Origin of the sequence: Mediterraneibacter agrestimuris (assembly GCF_943193195.1) — a bacterium.
GTDB lineage: Bacteria > Bacillota > Clostridia > Lachnospirales > Lachnospiraceae > Schaedlerella > Schaedlerella agrestimuris.
The window spans coordinates 13,686-31,874 of sequence record NZ_CALPDG010000001.1; the positions used below are offsets into that span (position 1 = coordinate 13,686).

Here is an 18,189-nt window from a genome sequence, read left to right on the forward strand (position 1 = left end):
CGTACTATGTATATAATCTTTGTCTGCTCTCAATTGCAGTCTGTTGTAATTTCCATAATATCGCCTATATCACAATTAAGTGCTGTGCAGATTTTAACTAACACATCCGTCGTAACATTTTCGTTTTTTCCAAGTTTTGCCATAGAAGCATGGCTAATACCAGCTGCAATGCATAAATCCTTCTTTTTCATATCTCGTTCAGTTAATATCTTCCATAATTTTTTGTAACTCACTGCCATAATATGCACCTCATCCATTATGTATAAAAACGCTTCTTTAAACTTTGTAAATAGAATTTTTTTCAGCGAACGCTGAATTTATATTAGTATAGCACACGAAAACATTTTCAGCAAATCAAGTGTTTAGAACCCTAAAATTTGAATCTGTCGAATTACAACTTGCAAACAATATATTCTTCATCGTTTTCATTAACAATATTGAAACCGACCTTCGTATACATATGGACAGCATTATTTATCTTTTGAACCGACAATGATGCCTGCTTATATCCTTGCTTTTTAAGTTCAAAAAGCATTCTTTTCATCAATTCCGTTCCTATGCCATAATTCCTATACTCTTTAAGAAGCGAAATAGCAAATGACGGAGTTTCATCATCGACATGTCCATAATCATCCATAATGCGAACTCACACTGCTCCTACTATTTTGTCATCACATTCGGCTACATAACAGATATCACCTTTTTGTTTGCCAAAATCTGTTACATATACTTGTAATTCCGGTTGTTTAATAATTTCATATGGCGGTGCATCAACTCCATCTGGAATAAATATCGCTTCATACAAAAATTTATTTAATACATTTAGTTCATTCTGCTTTAATTCTCTTATCTCGTAACTCATATAAATCTCCAATTTACTATTCTATAAATCAGTTGTTATATCCATCAATCAAATCGTAACTCATATCCAAAAAATCTAAAATCTTTGATTCTCCCACTGTTCCATCCAACAAAATCGTAATCCAATGTTGCTTATTCATGTGATAGCCCGGCAGAAAACCATAGGTCTGGATAATCATTCCTGTCATTTCCGGATCACATTTAACATCTATAATTTCCACGGTATCATCTCCATCCAATCCAAGTTTGGATCTCTCAACATTCATGATCACCGCATACCATTTTCCATTATGATGGCGAAGCACTGCACTATCCGGAGAACTGCTCCACAAATATTCAGGTATTGTTCCATACTGCTTCTTCACATATTCAAAGATTTCTTCTCTATCCACTCTTTTTTTCACCTCTGGATGTTCTCGTATATTGACAATAATCATACCACATTTTCATGAGCTGCACTACCTGTTCAGTTCCTCAAATTCTTTTGCACTTCTCTATTTCACCTGAATTTATCTATTAGAGGGTAGAACAGCAAGGACAGGAAGTGTATATACACTTCCACAAAAATGGCAATTCAGGGAACCCTGCCCTAAATTGAAAACCCCGAAGCACCCCAAAACCGAATTACGTACAGAAGGAGAAAATAGACATGTCAAACAGAAAAAGAAACATCCAAATATTGTTTTGTGTTACTCCAGAGGAAAAGAAGCTGATCCGCCAAAAGATGATTCTGTCAAAGACCAGAAACATGGGCGCCTATCTTAGAAAAATGGCTATCGACGGCTATATCATCAACACCGACACAACCCCGATCAAGCAGATGTACGAAGAGATGCACAAAATCGGTGTAAACATCAACCAGATTGCAAAAAAGGTAAATACCACCGGTGATTTGTACCCGGAAGAAATGGAAGAATTGAGAAGGATGGTAAGCGAGATATGGCATATATTAAAATCTTCCCCATTAAAGTAACTGACAAAAAAGCGCTGGACTATATTATGAATCCGGACAAAACCGAAGAAAAATTACTGATTTCCAGTTTTGCCTGTTCCCCAGAATCTGCTGATCTGGAATTTGCTTTCACCAGAGATGAAGGTAAAAAGAACGTGATGGATAAAGGCAACAATCTGGCATTTCATTTAATTCAATCTTTTAAGCCTGGAGAGGTTGACGCTGAAACCGCACATAAGCTCGGCAAAGAATTTGCTGACGAAGTACTAAAAGGGAAATATGAATATGTCATCAGTACCCATGTTGACCAGAACCATATTCATAACCATATCATTTTTAATGCTACCAGCTTTGTTGACCATCATAAATATGTCTCCAACAAACGCAGTTATCATAAAATCTGCAGGATCAGCAACCGTATTTGCCAGGAAAACGGTCTGGCCACCAGTATGCCAACCGGCGAAAAAGGGAAATCTTATAAAGAAAATATGGAATACCATCGTGGAAACAGCTGGAAAGCAAAACTAAAAGTCGCTGTAGATAAAGCGATCTGGTCATCCATCAACTATGATGAGTTTCTTCAAAAAATGAAGCTTGCCGGATATGAGATCCGTCAGGGAAAGAACCTGGCTTTCCGGGCACCGGAGCAAAAAAACTTTACAAATATGAAATCTCTGGGTAGCTATTATACGGAAGAAAATGTATTACTCCGCCTTGAGAAAAATCGGCATAAAACAAAATCTCCACGTAACGTCTCCAGAGAAGTACGACTTTTTGTCAATATCTCATCTTATGTAAGTACCGGAAACCGTGCCGTATTTGAACGGTGGGCACAACTCAATAATCTGAAAGAAGCAGCACGAACCTTCAATTATCTATCCGAAAACAATTTGCTGAATTACGAAGACTTTAGGCAGCATATTGCAGATATTGATAATTCTTTTATTGCTACGGAACAGCGAATTTCTGAATTAAGCTCTGAAATATCCCACCAGGAACTTATTCAGAAACATTGTTCGTCCTACCGTACCTGCAGAAAAATAGTAGAAGATGCAAAAACAGCACCGGATCCTCAGAAATATAAAGCCGCTCACCAGTCAGAATACAAACTGCATGATTCCTTAAAACAGCAATTACAGGAACTGGGCATTACCAAATTACCTTCCCCGGAAAGACTGCAGAAAAAAATAGACAACCTTAGAAATGAACGTTCTTCTGCGACCAAAGAAAAGCAAGATTTAGAAAAAAGACGATCTACATTAAATACCATAACCGCCAATTTCAACACCTTGCTATCCAATGACGCACATTTCAAGGATATTTCTGAACACCGGCAAGAGGAACATGACTTATAATAATCTCCATATGCTATGAGCTAAGGTCAATTACACTGTACATCATTGGCCTTAGCTCATTTTTTACTCTTCATCAATTTCAAACAAAAATCCCTCCAAACTCAAAACGGGTTTAGAGGGCAGATGGAATTTTATCTGGGCGTGACAAATCCGCACACCAAAGCACCGTTTTTTATTGGCGGGCCTATGCCTTTCTATTAATAGTTCTTTATTGATGACACCTTAGTTTATCGCAGTAATTCTGTAACTGTTCAATAGCTTCGGATTTGCTAAATCCCAATGCAAACATCTTGCTCAAATATGAGCAACAAAGTTCTTTAATGGTATTTTGCTTTACCTGCTGTATGCAATCATAATCTTGCGTGACAGAATACTTTCCGCCCTTAGAGCAAATAATAAGGTGGTCTTGTTTTATCGCTTTATAAGATTTCAAAACGGTATTTGGATTGATATGTAGTATTTCAGCCATTTCACGAACAGACGGAATACTATCCCCAGAGGAAAGCTCATTACTCAAAATGGCATATATCAGCTTCTGGGTAAGTTGTCTGGAAATAGGGGTTATGTCGTGAAACGCCCATTTTTCATAATTCATTTTTTTCCTCCACCAATCGTAAAATTTCATCCGTAGAAGTCCATAGAATAAAAATAAGTATAAGCAATATGCCAACTGGTATCAGCAGTATTCCGATTAGGATCACGCTGATACCAGTTATGGTATAAGATAGACATTTTCTGAAATACAAGCCTGTCATTCTACTGTCAATGTCAGAGTACCGCTGAAGTCCTCGCCTTTAAGGACGATGTAGTTATCTCCAGAGGAAATGGTGTACTCCTTTGTATCTTCTGAATTGTCATTTGCTATCGTATATTCATCACCACCTGCAATCCAATACAACTCAGCCGTACCTTCATCTATGGTTATCGTATAAGTCACAGTAAGTTGATTACCGTTGCCTCGTTCCAAAGCTGTTCCGCCGAAGATAAACTCTTTCCCATTGAATTCATCATAAGTGGCTGTATAAGTACCCGTGTATGCGTCATCACCCTTATCTTTTTCGCCTTGTAGGTCTTTTTCCTTTGTTAATGCGTGTTTGCTAAAAGATTGCATCCAACTATCCCATCCGTCAATCAGATTATCTTTCAAACTTCCTTTGTCGTGATTTGAGCCGCAGCCTGCAACACAAAAAGTCAAACATAAAATCAAAATCAGAGATATTATTACTTTTGCACTTTTCATATTCCGCATATCTCCTTACATAATTTTCGGTAAAACCATCATAGCGAATACAGCAACGCCGCCAACTGCATAAAGACCGTTCACAATCAAGCAAATCTTCATCAAATTGTTCTGCACTTTTGCCCTAACATAAGATATGATTGTAAACACTCCGCTGAATATCATAAACGCCGCATAGCAGGAAATCATAATTTCAGCTACGGGTGACTCTAACGCCCAATCGAACATTCTAAGCGGCAGGATAGTCCACGGAACAAAAAGCATAATGGTACTGATAGTAGTTAAAATTTTATTTTTCATACTGATTATCTCCTTTCAGCCTTTCCGAAGTAGGAACAGGCAATCAATAAACAAATTACTGTGATACAGACAGCAACAGGCAGCCACGGAACTAACTCAACCTGTGCTGTATTTAGATTAGACGCTATCCTTCCGTACTCTGCCGTTACCACAAAGAACGGGTAAGCCATAGGATACGCAAACCAGATTTTCGTGTTAATCATCAATACGGACGGCACAATCGAAGCAAGTCCGATCCCGACAGAGAAAATCGGCGTCTGAATACAGACAGATAGAAGCCAGAAAAAGGTAAGCATCGGTATAGATGACACAAGCAACAGTCCTGCTTCCTTAATTACAAATAACGGCGACAAGATAAAATTATAGTTCTGCGTTCCTGTCACAATAGCGGCACTCAGGTAATACATAGCAACTGACATAAGGACTTGGACAGCTGCCAAAGAAAGCAGCACCACAAACTTTGCCATACATAATTTCGCTGTACTGATAGGCAGCGCAAGCATTTTCAAAATACCCTTGTTGCTTCTTTCGGTTTGGTTAAGCAAAACGGTACTAACAACCATACTTGCAGGGAAAATAAACCACGACATTGCAAGAAAGCCCTGTATCAAAAAATTATATTCTGGAGATATGCCCTCTGCTTGCATTTGGAAGTTCATATTCGCATTAAAAATTGATGGTAGCCATAGGGCAATTACCGCTACTGATAAAATCAGCATTATTTTAGAACGGCGTATTTTCTTAAACTCAACGCCGAGTAATGAAAGAAAACTCATTCCATAAACCTCCTTACCTTCAAAAGAAATACTTCCGCAATAGCGATAATGACGGTTTCAACCACGCTTGCAATCAGCATATTTCGGATAACATTTCCTGTTGTTCCTGCGAATGTCTGAAACGGCAGAGCAAATGGGAATATGGATAAAACAAATTTATCGGTAGGAAGCATTGTTGCCATAAACACACAAATAACTCCAATGCCAAGTGATACCCACATATTCTGACAAAGCGATGCAATGAAAAGTGATAACAACGCTGATGGCAGCATCAAGGCAAAGGCATATCCGAAACTTTTCAGCAGTTCCAATGCAAAATTGCCCGAAAGCTCAAACCAATGAGCAGAACAGAAGGCGATACCAATAGCTTCAAATATTAAGATGACTATTCCCATAACCGCAATCAAAACAGTTTTGCCAAAGAATAAATCCTGTTCTTTGATGGGCAGCATACACATTTTTTGAATAGCATTATCTGCATACTCGGTATGGTACATCAAACACGCACCTGCCACTAAGAGCAGAACATTCAGCATAGCCATCATCTGCCAGTTGGCATCCATCAAAATTTGAATTGGAGAGCTTTCAAGTCCGACATAAATTTCTGAACGAACTGCCATATTCACAACAGGAACAGCCGCATCCAGCAGACCGCCTACAATGAATGTAGGGATAAATCCTGTCCGTTTTACCTTTTTACATTCCAAACCGAAGGTCATCTTGTACCACCTCTCTGCCTGTTGTCGACATCAATAAGTGCAAGGAAAGTATCTTCCAGATTATCCGTAGGATAGCCCTGTGATACGGCTCTCTGCTTCAGTTCATCAAGACTTCCCTCAAACAGTAACCGTCCGTGATTGAGAATACCGATGTTGTCTGCCATAAGCTCAATTTCGGAAAGTAGGTGTGAGGACACCAAAACCGTGCAATCAAATTTTTGTGGTAGAGAACGAATAAGTGTTCTGATTTCGTGGATACCCACGGGGTCAAGTCCGTTTGTCGGCTCGTCAAGGATAAGGATAGGCGGTCTGCCAATCAATGCACTTGCAAGTCCTAATCGCTGTTTCATACCAAGCGAATATTTTTTTGCAAGTCTGTCTTTGTACTGTGTCAGCCCGACAAGTTCCAACGCATCCATAACGGCTGATTTTGGTAATCCCAAAATTTTACATACAATTTCCAAATTTTCCTTACCGCTTAAATTTCCGTAAAAAGCAGGGGCTTCAATGAAAGACCCGACTTCCTTCAAAATCTCAACTCGATTCCCCGGATATTTCTTTCCGTCAATCACAAAAGAGCCGCTTGTAGGTTTCGTCAGTCCGAGAAACATTTTCATTGTTGTGGATTTACCTGCTCCATTCGGACCGAGGAAACCATAAACCTTTCCTTTTGGAATATGAAGATTAACTTCAGATACAGCCGTAAAGTCTGCATAGGATTTCGTTAAATTGTTTGTTTCAATGATGTTCATATCTGTTTGCTCCTTTCTCGATATGGTTTCATTCTACAATTCCAACCTTGCGGCAACATTCTCTCTACCTTACATCTACCTTACATTTATTCGCACATTATAAAATTTCATATTTATATGCTATAATGTGAAACAGAAAGAAGGTGTCCGTATGGATTTTGAATATTTGAAGAACAAACGCCTGCTGCTCGTTGATGATGAGCAGGAGCTTTTGGATATGGTTGTATCCATTTTAAAAGAGGAAGGTTTTAATAATATAGCAACTGCTAAAACTATCAAAGAAGCACTTGCTTTGGCAGACAACTTCCAACCAGAATTTGCAATCCTCGATGTAATGCTGCCAGACGGTAACGGTTTCTCTTTAATGGAACAGCTAAAGCAAAAGGGTGAATATCCCATATTATTTTTAACTGCCCGTGGAGAGGACGAGGACAAATTCAAAGGCTTTGGTCTTGGTGCAGATGATTATGTGGTTAAACCATTTCTGCCAAAGGAGCTGACATTCCGCATAATGGCTATCTTACGCAGAAGCTATAAAGGCGAAAATCCTCTTATAAAATTACAGAACAGCGAAATTGACTTTGACCGTGCAGAAGTAATCAAAGGCGGAGAGCATATTGCTCTGACCGCAAAAGAACATGATATTCTGGCTGCCTTGTACCGCAATGTAGGTCGTATCGTAACAATAGATGCTCTGTGTGAAGCAGCTTGGGGCGAAAACCCTTTCGGGTATGAAAATTCTTTAATGGCTCACATAAGACGTATCAGAGAAAAAATCGAATTAAATCCCTCACGCCCCGTATCATTAATCACGGTTAAGGGATTAGGATATAAGCTGATTGTCGGGGGTAAGTGATATGAAAAGTGTACCTAAACTAATACGCCGTTTTGTCGGCATTTTACTTCTCAGCTCAATTCTTTTAATCATCTTAAATATCGTCCTGTTAGTTGTATTTACAACGAGGCAGATACCCAATGCGAGGCCGTGGAAAACTGCTGAAGAAGTCGTTAACGCCTTACATCAGGCAAAGGACGGAAATTATGTACTGACAGACGAAATGGCTCTTGAATTAAGTGAAGCCGATGTCTGGGGCATTTTCATCGACAATGACACGAAGCAGGTAGTCTGGAAAACAGATAATTTACCAGACACCGTACCTACGACATACACTCTTTCGGATATTGCAAGCTTAACCCGTGGATATATAAGCGACTATCCAACCTTTACGGGCGAAGCAGAAAACGGGCTTGTGGTGCTTGGCTATCCAAAAGAGAGTTTTTGGAAACATATGTGGTCGAGTTGGGATTATCAGTTAATCGCTAACTTACCTAAAACTGTCCTTACGGTATTGATAATCAATGTTATCGTCATATTTATTATCTATGTGACAGCGAATACAAAACTCTTAAAATCGGTCAAGCCCATTACAAAGGGAATACAGGATTTATCTGTTGGAGAGCCTGTGCAGATTAAAGAAAGCGGTTTGCTTTCCGAAATTTCCGCAAACATTAATCATACCTCTGATATTCTTCAAAGTCAGAAATATCAACTACGAAAAAAGGAAACTGCAAGAGCGAATTGGATCGCAGGAGTTTCTCATGACATCAGAACTCCGTTATCTATGGTTATGGGGTATGCAGGTCAACTAAAGGACGATGCAAATTTGAATCCTGAAGAACGCCAAAAGGCAGAAGTCATTGTTAGACAAAGTAAGCGTATGCAGAACTTAATCAATGACCTTAATCTTGCGTCCAAATTAGAGTACAATATGCAGCCGATAAATCCTGCAAAGCAAAATCTAATTGCTATTGTTCGGCAGGTAGTTGTTGATTTTATCAATATGGATATTGAGGACAAATATCCGATTGAATGGGAAACAGACGAAGCCTTAACTATCTGCCCTGTAAATGCTGATAAGGATTTACTAAAGCGAGCGATTAGCAATCTCATTCAAAACAGCATCAATCATAATGAACAAGGCTGTAAAATCTATGTCAGCGTTACGGCTGATAGCTACAAATGCACAGTAGGTGTTTCTGATGACGGCGTTGGAGCTACTGACGAGCAAATAGAAAAGCTCAATAATGCTCCGCATTATATGTTCTGCGATGAAAATACAACTGAGCAACGCCACGGTTTAGGATTGCTTATCGTAAAACAAATTGTAGCTGCACACGATGGTATAACTGTAATTGAACATAGTACCTATGGCGGATTTACCGTTAAACTTACATTACCGATAAACAACCTCGTCTTTTGATAGGTAACAAGGCAACTATATTTATCTATGAATAAATTTTGCATTGGATAAATTATAAAATCTAAATGCTGGATTTTATCTCATCGAGTCGTATCGTGAAATGGACGAACACATTCTGGAGGAATATATATTGAAAGGTGTATACAACAAGGTATGGGATCCTATCCCCTAAAAGTCGGGGGACGTATTTATAAAACTGTATTCGCTGTATTTGTATGCTTTTTTATTGATACAATTCGTAACGCTGGTGCTCCGTTTTATGCGGCTATTGCTGCCATTCTTTGTATGCGGCAGAATCAGCAGGACAGTTTTCAATAAGCCAAAAATAGAGAATTTGCGACCATAATAGATGGTATATGGGGAATGATTTTGCTGCCGCCCTTTCCCATAATCGAAGAAAGGGGGATTTTCCATGACTGATTCCAAACACTTAATATTGAAGGTTGTATTGTTCGATTTAAAGAACTATAATAGATTCTATGGAGGTGCGAGATGGACTATATGACATTAAAAGAGGCCGCCGAGAAATGGGGCGTGACACCTCGTAGAGTGAATTATTATTGTGCCGGTGGGCGTATCTCCGGCGCTGTGAAGATGGCCTGTGTTTGGCTGCTCCCTAAAACTGCGGAAAAGCCAGTTGATGGCCGGACAAAACAAGGAAAGGAGCAAAAGCATGAGTAATATATTACTTCTTGAAGATGATCTGAGCCTGATTAACGGGCTTTCTTTTGCGTTCAAAAAACAGGGATTTGAATTAGTTGTTGCCAGAACCCTCAAAGAAGCAGACAGTTTGTGGACAGATGGAAAATATGATTTGCTGGTGCTTGATGTATCACTGCCGGATGGCACTGGATTTGAATTTTGCAAAAAAGTGCGGCAGGTTTCCAAAGTCCCCATCATGTTTTTGACAGCGGCAGATGAAGAAATGAACATTATCATGGGATTGGACATTGGCGGAGACGATTATATTACAAAACCGTTTAAGCTGGGAGTGTTAGTATCCAGAGTAAATGCACTGCTTCGTCGGGCAAAGGATTTTAGCTCCGCAGATACACAGCTGGAATCCAACGGAATGAAAGTGCTTTTGCTGCAAGGGGAGGCGTTCAAGAATGGAAAGCTATTGGATCTGACTGCCGCAGAATATAAACTGCTGTGTCTGTTTATGAGAAACCCTAACATGGTACTTACCAAAGAACAAATTTTAGATAAGCTATGGGACTGCGATGGAAATTATATTGACAGCAGTACCCTTACCGTATATATGAGGCGGCTGCGTATGAAGATCGAGGATAATCCGAGTGAACCACAAATGCTCCTGACGGTTCGGGGAATGGGTTACAAATGGAATGTGATCGGGTGAGGGGTCTATGAAAATATTTGCAAACAAAGAGATCAAAAGATTGTTTCTTGTATTATCAGTTATTTGGGTGACCTCCTTTCTGCTGACACAAGGGTTCTTATGGCTGTGCTATCAGCGGTTTTCTTTGTTCCTATTGCTTGTTTTTGTATTGGAAGGAGGGGCCATATTGGCAGCGTGTTGTTCCTATTTCACCAAACAAAATCAAGTTATGGAACAGGCGGTATCACAGATCAATGCGTATCTTGACGGAGATCACAATGCCCGTATTGAATGTGATGATGAGGGCGAACTGTATCGGTTGTTTCATTCTGTCAATTCTCTGTCGGCTGTCTTAAATGCTCACGCAGATAACGAACTTCGGGAAAAGGAATTTCTGAAAAATACAATCTCTGATATTTCCCACCAACTGAAAACACCGCTGGCTGCTTTGAATATTTATAATGGTCTGCTTCAGGACGAAGATATGGAATTGAGTACGGTAAAAGAGTTTGCTGATTTATCCGAACAGGAACTTGACCGCATTGAAACACTGGTACAAAACCTGCTCAAGATTACAAGACTGGATGCCAGTGCCATCGTGTTGGAAAAGGCCACAGAGAATGTGGCGGATATGATACGGGATATTGAACTGCATTTTGCATATAGAGCCAGACAGGAAAAGAAGGAAATCATTCTGTCTGGCTCGGATCATGTTTCTCTTTGCTGTGATCGTGATTGGCTGTCTGAGGCAATCGACAATATTGTGAAAAATGCGTTTGACCATACGGAAAATGGTGCTGCCATTCGCATCACATGGAAGGCGTTGCCATCTGGTGTTCAAATTGTGGTAAAGGATAATGGATGTGGCATCCACCCGGAGGATATACACCATATTTTCAAGCGTTTTTATCGCAGCCGTTTTTCAAAAGATACACAGGGTATCGGTCTTGGCCTCCCGCTTGCGAAAGCAGTCATTGAAGCACACGGGGGAGCAATCGAGGTAGACAGTGAATTGGGCAGAGGGACAAGTTTCACGATGAATTTTCTGATTCCTACAAAATTGTAGGCTGATTGTAGGGTTACAGTAATATTTCAGTGCTATTCTTTCAGTCGTAGATAGGAAACGAAGTCTGCCTGTCTGCATCGCAAAAACATAAGAAAGAGGTGTTTGCACTATGAATTTATTAGAGGTCAACAAGATTTGTAAGACCTATGGCAGCGGGGAAACCGCTGTTAAGGCACTGAAAGATGTCAGCTTTTCCATCCCCAAAGGCGAATATGTGGCAATCGTGGGGGAATCCGGTTCCGGCAAGAGTACGCTGCTGAACATGATCGGCGCTCTGGACACGCCCACATCGGGCAAGGTGAGGATCGACGGCAAGGACATTTTTTCCATGAACGACAAGAAACTGACCGTATTCCGGCGCAGGAATATTGGCTTTATCTTTCAGGCGTTCAACCTTGTGCCGGAGCTGACCGTGGAGCAGAATATCATCTTCCCTATGCTGCTGGACTACCAGAAGCCGGATAAGAAGTATCTGGAAGAACTACTGACGGTACTGAACCTGAAAGAGCGCCGTAACCACCTGCCGAGCCAGCTTTCCGGCGGCCAGCAGCAGCGTGTGGCAATCGGGCGGGCGCTTATCACCCGGCCAGCTCTAATCTTAGCTGACGAGCCGACCGGCAATCTGGACACGCAGAACAGCAGCGAAGTCATTGCCCTGCTGAAAGAGGCATCGAAAAAATACGAGCAGACCATCATTATGATTACCCACAATCGCAGTATCGCGCAGACGGCTGACCGGGTTTTGCAGGTATCGGACGGTGTACTGACCGACTTCGGGAGGTGCCGCGAATGAAAAGCTATCTTAGCCTTATTCCGATTTCTGCAAAGGTGCGGAAGAGACAGAATAGGATGACGATGCTGTGCATCATTATCTCAGTGCTGTTGGTTACGATGATTTTCAGCATGGCAGATATGGCGATCCGCATGGAAAAGACACGAGTGATCAAAGAACATGGGAACTGGCATATCATGTTGAAGGAGCCATCCGAGCAACAGATTGAGCAAATCGCACAGCGAACAGATGTGATGACGTCCTCCCGTTATGACGGACTGAACTTTGATTTATCCGAAGACTATACGATCAATGGAAAAAGCTGCGTCATCGCAGGTGGTGATAATGCGATTCTAACGGAGATTTATGACAATTTGACGGAAGGCCGATATCCTACAAAAAAGGATGAAATTTTACTTTCGAATCGTTCAAAAGAACTGCTTTCTCTGAAGATTGGAGAGGCGATTACCGTACATACACCAGCTGGAGATTTTGGCTATACGATTTCCGGTTTTGGAGGAGATGTTACCATTACCACAGATGCCGACATTGTGGGGGCTTTTCTAAATTGGACTCCTTCCAAAGTCTTGCAAAAGCAGAAGGAAGTAAGCTTGCTCCCGTTTGTTTTGTGCGCTTTCACGAGAATATCCATATTCGTAAGGTGATTGCAGAGTTGCGGAAAACCTATGGCTTTACCGACGAAACATTATCCGAAAACACGGCTTTGCTGGGATTGACGGGATTCAGCAGTGATTCTTATGTCATGGGAATGTACCTTGTAGCTGCAATCTTGTTTGTTCTGGTTTTGGCTGCGGGAGTCTTTATGATTGCGGGAAGCCTGAACAGCAGAACCGCAGAGAGAACACAATTTTTTGGAATGCTTCGTTGTATTGGAGCAAGCCGGGCACAAGTTATGCACATAGTCAAGTTGGAAGCACTCTATTGGTGCAAAACAGCGGTTCCGATTGGCGTGATAGTTGGGATTGTGGGCACATGGATGCTTTGTGCACTGCTCCGGTTTGGTGCGGGCGCTGAATTTGTACAGATTCCGCTATTTGGGATTAGTAGTGTCGGTATCATCAGCGGAATTGTTGTTGGTGTTTTGACCGTGCTGTTATCTTCCATCTCTCCCGCAAGGCGGGCGGCAGGTGTTTCTCCGGTTGCGGCTGTTACCGGAAATCTTTCCGAAAACTGGAACACATCCCGGCCAATCAAGCAGAACTTTTTGAAAATTGAGATGGCCTTGGGGATTCATCATGCCGTATCCTCTCCCAAAAATCTACTTCTCATGACTGGCTCCTTTGCACTCAGCATCATTATGATTTTGAGCTTTTCCGTTCTTATACAATGGGTGAATATGGCACTCAATCCCTTAAAGCCATGGGCACCAGATGTCTTTTATAGTAGTCCTGATAATCTGTGCGACATTAAACAAAGTTTTGCCAAAGAGGTGGAAAGCCGGCCGTATGTAAAGCGGGTATTTGGGCGGATGTATCAAAGCCTTCCTGCAGAATATGAAGGGAAATTGGGGCAAATTGATTTGATTTCTTATGAGAATCAGCAGTTTCAGTGGGCAGCAGAAGATTTGATTGCAGGTGAAATATCGGCTGTCTCTGAAGGCAACGGTGTACTGACGGTTTTTGATAAAAGCAATTCTTTGAAGGTTGGAGATACGATTCAGCTGGATCAGACAGAGCTTACCGTGGCTGGAGTCTTGAAAGATAGTCCCTTTGATACATCGGATCAGCCAACTGTGATTTGCTCAGAGAAAACGTTCAAGGAAATTACAGGCAAAGATGCCTATGCTGTTCTTGACGTACAGCTGTCCAAAAAAGCAACAGAGCAGAATGTAAATGAGCTTCACGTATTGGCAGATGGACATTATCGCTTTTATGATCGACTGGCGCAAAACAAAGACACACAAAATACCTATTTTATGTTCTGCCTGTTTGTTTATGGATTCCTCGCCGTGATCACATTGATTACTATTATTCATACGGTAAACAGTATTTCTATGAGCGTGTCTGCAAGAACAAAGCAATACGGAGCCATGCGTGCAGTGGGGATGGATAGTTTACAAATCAAGAAGATGATTCTCATGGAAGCCGCCACGTACACAATGCTTGGATTCCTCGCAGGTTGTGGTCTGGGGTTACCGCTGCATCATTTTCTCTATTCGCAGATGATTACAAATTATTGGGGAACGGCATGGCAAATCCCTTTAACATCTATTGGAGAAATACTGGTGCTGCTTGTGTTCACTTCTCTTCTTGCACCTTTCGCTCCGGCAAAACGCATCTGTAACATGCCGATTACTGCAACCATCAATGAATTGTAATTCAATATTTTAATCTGCCGCACGACGGCAAAAGAAAAAAGCCGTCGTACAGCAGACACATTTCCACGTGCCTATGAAGCGGCAGCTTTGATTTTCAGAGCCGCCGTTTCTATATTTGTTTTTTTTACAGTACTCGGAAAGGAAGAACATGAATAAAAAGAAACGAAGTGCCAGAAAACACTGCCCAAACGGCTTTCTTGCGCTGCCACCGGACATTGCAAATGGTATTACAGTCTTTCCACTGCAATCATAAGTTTCCAAAAAAGTATACTACTGCTTATTGGTGATATAAATGTATGCATCTTCCAGCGTTGCAGATACCGGAGTGCAATCAATGTCCGGTTTTCCCTTATTGATTAATTTTATCCGCAATTCTCCATCTACATACTGTTTAGAGGAAACATGATATTTCTTCTCTATCTCTCTGGCCTGCTTTTCATCCGTAGCCCTGCAGATCCAGATATGCCCCTTTGCTTCATTGATCAATTCCTGCATGGAACCTGCATAAAGAAATGCTCCTTTTTTCATCACTGCAAGCTGATTACAGGTCGCTACCAAATCCTCCACAACATGAGTAGAAAACAAGATAGTACGTTTTTCTGAAAAATCCACCAGCAGATTACGGATGCGGATACGTTCCTCCGGGTCCAGGCCGGTGGTTGGTTCGTCTATGATCAAAAATTCTGGTTCGTTCAGAAGGGCTTGTATCAGTCCAACCCTTCGTTTCATTCCACCGGAAAGCTGGCGCATTTTTTTCCTGCGATGTTCTATCAGACTGGTCTTTTCCAGATAATACCGGATACGTTCCTTACACACTTTTTTCGATACCCCAGCCAGGTCTCCCATATATTCCAGACATTCCTGCACGGTCAGGTTCGGATAAAGTTCAATTTCCTGGGGAAGATATCCGATCTTCCTCTGGATTTTCTCATAATTCCCCTCACTGTATAACATCCCATCCAGCGTAACGGTTCCACCCGTAGGTTTTAACACAGTTGTCAGCACCCGCATTAACGTAGTTTTTCCAGCACCGTTTTCCCCTAGCAGCCCAAACAGCCCTTTCGGGATTTCCAAATCAGCATGATCGATTGCCGTCACTCCATTTTTAAAAGTTACTGTCAAATCATTTATCTTAATACTCATAGTTCTATCCTCTTTTCTTTATTATTTCAGGTAGCATGGCGCCCATGATCAAGATCAAACATACACAGACTATTTTCCCACATATCCACTTTAGATCCCCATTATCTTCTATATTTCTGAATGTATAAGAGAATACATTCCATTTTCCTAACAGCCGATCTCCAATCGTTGAATTTGTTGTGATCCACAGGATTAAGGCGCATCCGATCCCCGCCCACATATTACGAAACAAACAAGACAGAGTATGGGATAAAAGCCCCCAGAAAATAAGGGTAACAGCAATAGCTGCCAGATACACCAAAAACATTTTTAGTTCATCTTTTATTACAATTTGTGTTCCATAAAGCGAGAGCGGTTTTTGAATGATACCATACATTCCATAACTTGCCGCTGCAAGAAGGAACAGATAGCCTTCTTGTACCATCATCCTCTTTATGATAGAAAGTGTTCTGTTTTTTACCGGATACAGACGCTCTACTTCCGCCCTTTTACTGACAATTTCCTGTACATAAGTATCTGCACAGAACACGGCTGCAAGTAAGGCCAATGGAGGCTCCAGCGCAACTCCTATTTCATTTGTAAAGCTCACTCCCCGGACTATACATAAAATACTCACGAAAAAAGTGGAATATACGATCTTGTAGAGGGATAAACAGATCTTCACTTCCTTCCCCATTACATCCTCCTCCTTTTCCATAGCTGTATACAGATTAGAATAATTCCTATCGCTGCCAGTACCAGAAAGCTTTGATTCAGCAATACCATCGGCGGCTCCGCAGTGTCAAAGAACCGGCCAGGGAACCGCACCATGATAGCCAGCGGTCTTCCATAATAACCATATACCCCTTCCGCATTTCTGCCGCCGGCATTGGAATACACCATATATAAGATGAGGAACGGTACTGCAGGCAGCGGATTTTTAAACAATAGGGAAATCAAACCATCCCATCCCCCATACCGTTTCGATATACTCTTTCTCCGTCTGCAGACTCATTTTCTTTCGGATTCTTCGTATCAGTTCTGTAACCACCCGGCTGTCTCCCTCTCCATCATATCCACAGACTTTTTCATAGATTCTTTCTTTGTCAAAAACAAGTCCCGGATTCATAGATAAAAATTCAATAATCCCATACTCCAGTTTTGTCAATTCCAGATCATTCCCATTGATCTGCACCGTTTTTGCCGTATAATCGATCAGGAGTTCACCCTGAAAGCGATACTCTGATTTTGTTTTATGACGTTCTTCCCGTTTTAAGTGTGCGATGATCCTTGCCTCCAGCTCCTTTAAACTAAATGGCTTTAAGATATAATCATCTCCTCCAGATAAAAGACCATTCACTCTGTCCTGTTCCTCTACCCTTGCGGTCAAGAACAAAATAGGGCAAGCCACTTTGTCTCTGATTCTGCGGCAGACCTCCATTCCATCAAGCTGAGGCATATTCACATCCAATAAAATGATATCCGGATTTACTGCTAACATCTTCATTGCTTCCATCCCATCTTCTGCCGTAAATATAGAATATCTTTTTATTTTTATAAATGCTGTACCCTACAGTGAAGCATAACAGCACCACAAGTATGATATTGAGAATCATGTTCCTATTCCTTCCAAATATATCCAACCCCATGAATGGTCTTTATAAACTTTGGATTGGATGCATCCTCTTCTATCTTCATTCGCAATCTACTGATATTTACTGAAACTGTATTGTTGTCTACATACTTTCCGTCACTATCCCAAATCTGGCTTAAAATCTGTTCCTTCGACAGCACATGGTTTTTATTTTCAATGAAGTACATCAGCAGCCTGTATTCTAATTTGCTTAATGCTACTTCCTCCTCATCCTTATAGACTTTACAGGTACTTTTATCAATGACAATATTTCCGGAGCATAAATATGCCGTTTCTGCTTTTTCATTTAGAATCCGTTTCATTCTCGCTTTCAGCACACCCAGGGAAAACGGTTTTGACAGATAATCATTCACCCCCAGTTCCAATGCCTTGATCTCATCCATTTCCGTATCACGGGCAGTCAGCATGATAATGGGAATCATGCTGAACCGGCGCACTTCCCTGCACAGGTCAAATCCAGTTCCATCCGGGAGGTTGCAATCCAAAAGCACAAGATCATAACTACCTTTTTTGATTTCCTGCTGTCCCTCTCTTCTGGTTCCCACATCGAAAACCTCATATCCATCTCCTTCAAAAGAAAAGCGCAATCCTTCTCTTAAATCCATATCATCTTCAATAATCAATAGTTTTTTACCAACCATTATTTTCTCCTTCCCAGGCAATCATTTCGTTATTTCGCAGT

General features: G+C 41.2%; 25 protein-coding genes and 1 pseudogene. 11 read left to right on the forward strand and 15 right to left on the reverse strand.

What is annotated here, in order from left to right:
- Positions 1–29 precede the first annotated feature (29 nt).
- The 3 genes and pseudogenes from NFS18_RS00050 to NFS18_RS00060 form a co-directional block, all read right to left on the reverse strand.
- Positions 30–239, reverse strand: a complete 210-nt coding sequence (locus tag NFS18_RS00050) for a helix-turn-helix domain-containing protein (protein ID WP_251386445.1) — start codon at positions 237–239, stop codon at positions 30–32.
- A gap of 152 nt (positions 240–391) precedes the next feature.
- A pseudogene (locus NFS18_RS19660) lies at positions 392–862 on the reverse strand (GNAT family N-acetyltransferase).
- 28 nt (positions 863–890) lie between these two features.
- Entirely contained in the window at positions 891–1,253 is a 363-nt protein-coding gene (locus tag NFS18_RS00060; protein ID WP_251386843.1) for an MmcQ/YjbR family DNA-binding protein, read from the reverse strand.
- Positions 1,254–1,510: 257 nt separating this feature from the next.
- On the opposite strand from NFS18_RS00060, the gene NFS18_RS00065 reads away from it, so the two are divergent.
- Positions 1,511–1,834, forward strand: coding sequence for a plasmid mobilization protein (locus tag NFS18_RS00065; RefSeq protein WP_251386447.1), 324 nt, complete (start codon positions 1,511–1,513; stop codon positions 1,832–1,834).
- The gene (locus NFS18_RS00070) at positions 1,801–3,168 is read left to right on the forward strand and encodes a relaxase/mobilization nuclease domain-containing protein (RefSeq protein ID WP_251386449.1); all 1,368 of its coding nucleotides are present in this window, start codon (positions 1,801–1,803) and stop codon (positions 3,166–3,168) included. Before NFS18_RS00065 ends, NFS18_RS00070 begins: the two co-directional genes overlap by 34 nt.
- Before the next feature lie 208 nt (positions 3,169–3,376).
- Here the strand turns inward: NFS18_RS00070 and NFS18_RS00075 are convergent, their stop codons facing one another.
- The 6 genes from NFS18_RS00075 to NFS18_RS00100 form a co-directional block, all read right to left on the reverse strand.
- On the reverse strand, positions 3,377–3,763 hold the full coding sequence (locus NFS18_RS00075; protein WP_251386451.1) for a GntR family transcriptional regulator: 387 nt from the start codon (positions 3,761–3,763) through the stop codon (positions 3,377–3,379).
- Between the two features lie 156 nt (positions 3,764–3,919).
- On the reverse strand, positions 3,920–4,408 hold the full coding sequence (locus NFS18_RS00080) for a hypothetical protein (protein ID WP_251386454.1): 489 nt from the start codon (positions 4,406–4,408) through the stop codon (positions 3,920–3,922).
- Positions 4,409–4,423: 15 nt separating this feature from the next.
- Positions 4,424–4,708 (reverse strand): hypothetical protein, encoded by a 285-nt coding sequence (locus NFS18_RS00085; RefSeq protein ID WP_251386458.1) that lies wholly within the window; start codon positions 4,706–4,708, stop codon positions 4,424–4,426.
- Between the two features lie 5 nt (positions 4,709–4,713).
- Positions 4,714–5,484 carry an ABC transporter permease gene (locus tag NFS18_RS00090; protein WP_251386460.1) on the reverse strand — a complete coding sequence of 257 codons (771 nt, stop codon included), beginning with the start codon at positions 5,482–5,484 and terminating at the stop codon, positions 4,714–4,716.
- Positions 5,481–6,203, reverse strand: a complete 723-nt coding sequence (locus NFS18_RS00095; protein ID WP_251386462.1) for an ABC transporter permease — start codon at positions 6,201–6,203, stop codon at positions 5,481–5,483. Before NFS18_RS00095 ends, NFS18_RS00090 begins: the two co-directional genes overlap by 4 nt.
- Positions 6,200–6,955: an ABC transporter ATP-binding protein gene (locus NFS18_RS00100; protein WP_251386464.1), complete on the reverse strand. Its 756-nt coding sequence runs from the start codon at positions 6,953–6,955 to the stop codon at positions 6,200–6,202. The genes NFS18_RS00095 and NFS18_RS00100 overlap by 4 nt, the downstream gene beginning before the upstream one ends.
- Positions 6,956–7,106: 151 nt before the next feature.
- Here NFS18_RS00100 and NFS18_RS00105 point away from each other — a divergent pair, with 151 nt between their 5' ends.
- The 9 genes from NFS18_RS00105 (at position 7,107) to NFS18_RS00145 (ending at position 14,731) form a co-directional block, all read left to right on the forward strand.
- Entirely contained in the window at positions 7,107–7,811 is a 705-nt protein-coding gene (locus tag NFS18_RS00105) for a response regulator transcription factor (protein ID WP_251386466.1), read from the forward strand.
- A 1-nt stretch (position 7,812) separates the two neighbouring features.
- Positions 7,813–9,216, forward strand: a complete 1,404-nt coding sequence (locus NFS18_RS00110; RefSeq protein ID WP_251386468.1) for a sensor histidine kinase — start codon at positions 7,813–7,815, stop codon at positions 9,214–9,216.
- A gap of 153 nt (positions 9,217–9,369) precedes the next feature.
- Positions 9,370–9,534 (forward strand): aromatic acid exporter family protein, encoded by a 165-nt coding sequence (locus NFS18_RS00115; protein WP_251386470.1) that lies wholly within the window; start codon positions 9,370–9,372, stop codon positions 9,532–9,534.
- A gap of 174 nt (positions 9,535–9,708) precedes the next feature.
- Positions 9,709–9,897 carry a helix-turn-helix domain-containing protein gene (locus NFS18_RS00120; protein ID WP_251386471.1) on the forward strand — a complete coding sequence of 63 codons (189 nt, stop codon included), beginning with the start codon at positions 9,709–9,711 and terminating at the stop codon, positions 9,895–9,897.
- Positions 9,890–10,576: a response regulator transcription factor gene (locus tag NFS18_RS00125; protein ID WP_251386472.1), complete on the forward strand. Its 687-nt coding sequence runs from the start codon at positions 9,890–9,892 to the stop codon at positions 10,574–10,576. Before NFS18_RS00120 ends, NFS18_RS00125 begins: the two co-directional genes overlap by 8 nt.
- A 7-nt stretch (positions 10,577–10,583) precedes the next feature.
- The gene (locus tag NFS18_RS00130; protein WP_251386473.1) at positions 10,584–11,621 is read left to right on the forward strand and encodes a sensor histidine kinase; all 1,038 of its coding nucleotides are present in this window, start codon (positions 10,584–10,586) and stop codon (positions 11,619–11,621) included.
- 109 nt (positions 11,622–11,730) lie between these two features.
- Positions 11,731–12,414, forward strand: a complete 684-nt coding sequence (locus tag NFS18_RS00135) for an ABC transporter ATP-binding protein (RefSeq protein WP_177297618.1) — start codon at positions 11,731–11,733, stop codon at positions 12,412–12,414.
- Positions 12,411–13,058 carry an ABC transporter permease gene (locus tag NFS18_RS00140; RefSeq protein WP_251386474.1) on the forward strand — a complete coding sequence of 216 codons (648 nt, stop codon included), beginning with the start codon at positions 12,411–12,413 and terminating at the stop codon, positions 13,056–13,058. The genes NFS18_RS00135 and NFS18_RS00140 overlap by 4 nt, the downstream gene beginning before the upstream one ends.
- Positions 13,059–13,066: 8 nt before the next feature.
- The gene (locus tag NFS18_RS00145; RefSeq protein WP_251386475.1) at positions 13,067–14,731 is read left to right on the forward strand and encodes an ABC transporter permease; all 1,665 of its coding nucleotides are present in this window, start codon (positions 13,067–13,069) and stop codon (positions 14,729–14,731) included.
- A 9-nt stretch (positions 14,732–14,740) separates the two neighbouring features.
- On the opposite strand, the gene NFS18_RS19895 is transcribed toward NFS18_RS00145, so the two are convergent.
- The 6 genes from NFS18_RS19895 to NFS18_RS00170 all read right to left on the reverse strand — a co-directional run bounded on the left by NFS18_RS19895 (position 14,741) and on the right by NFS18_RS00170 (position 18,148).
- The gene (locus NFS18_RS19895; protein ID WP_408631540.1) at positions 14,741–14,992 is read right to left on the reverse strand and encodes a hypothetical protein; all 252 of its coding nucleotides are present in this window, start codon (positions 14,990–14,992) and stop codon (positions 14,741–14,743) included.
- A 9-nt stretch (positions 14,993–15,001) separates the two neighbouring features.
- A complete protein-coding gene (locus NFS18_RS00150; protein ID WP_251386476.1) occupies positions 15,002–15,874 on the reverse strand; it encodes an ATP-binding cassette domain-containing protein in 873 nt (290 codons plus the stop codon).
- Positions 15,875–15,878: 4 nt separating this feature from the next.
- Positions 15,879–16,550, reverse strand: a complete 672-nt coding sequence (locus tag NFS18_RS00155; protein WP_251386477.1) for a hypothetical protein — start codon at positions 16,548–16,550, stop codon at positions 15,879–15,881.
- Complete coding sequence (locus tag NFS18_RS00160) at positions 16,550–16,813, reverse strand: hypothetical protein (protein ID WP_331477405.1); 264 nt, start codon at positions 16,811–16,813, stop codon at positions 16,550–16,552. The genes NFS18_RS00155 and NFS18_RS00160 overlap by 1 nt, the downstream gene beginning before the upstream one ends.
- Positions 16,794–17,411: a response regulator transcription factor gene (locus NFS18_RS00165; protein WP_251386844.1), complete on the reverse strand. Its 618-nt coding sequence runs from the start codon at positions 17,409–17,411 to the stop codon at positions 16,794–16,796. The genes NFS18_RS00160 and NFS18_RS00165 overlap by 20 nt, the downstream gene beginning before the upstream one ends.
- Positions 17,412–17,473: 62 nt before the next feature.
- Entirely contained in the window at positions 17,474–18,148 is a 675-nt protein-coding gene (locus tag NFS18_RS00170) for a response regulator transcription factor (RefSeq protein ID WP_251386478.1), read from the reverse strand.
- Positions 18,149–18,189 lie beyond the last annotated feature (41 nt).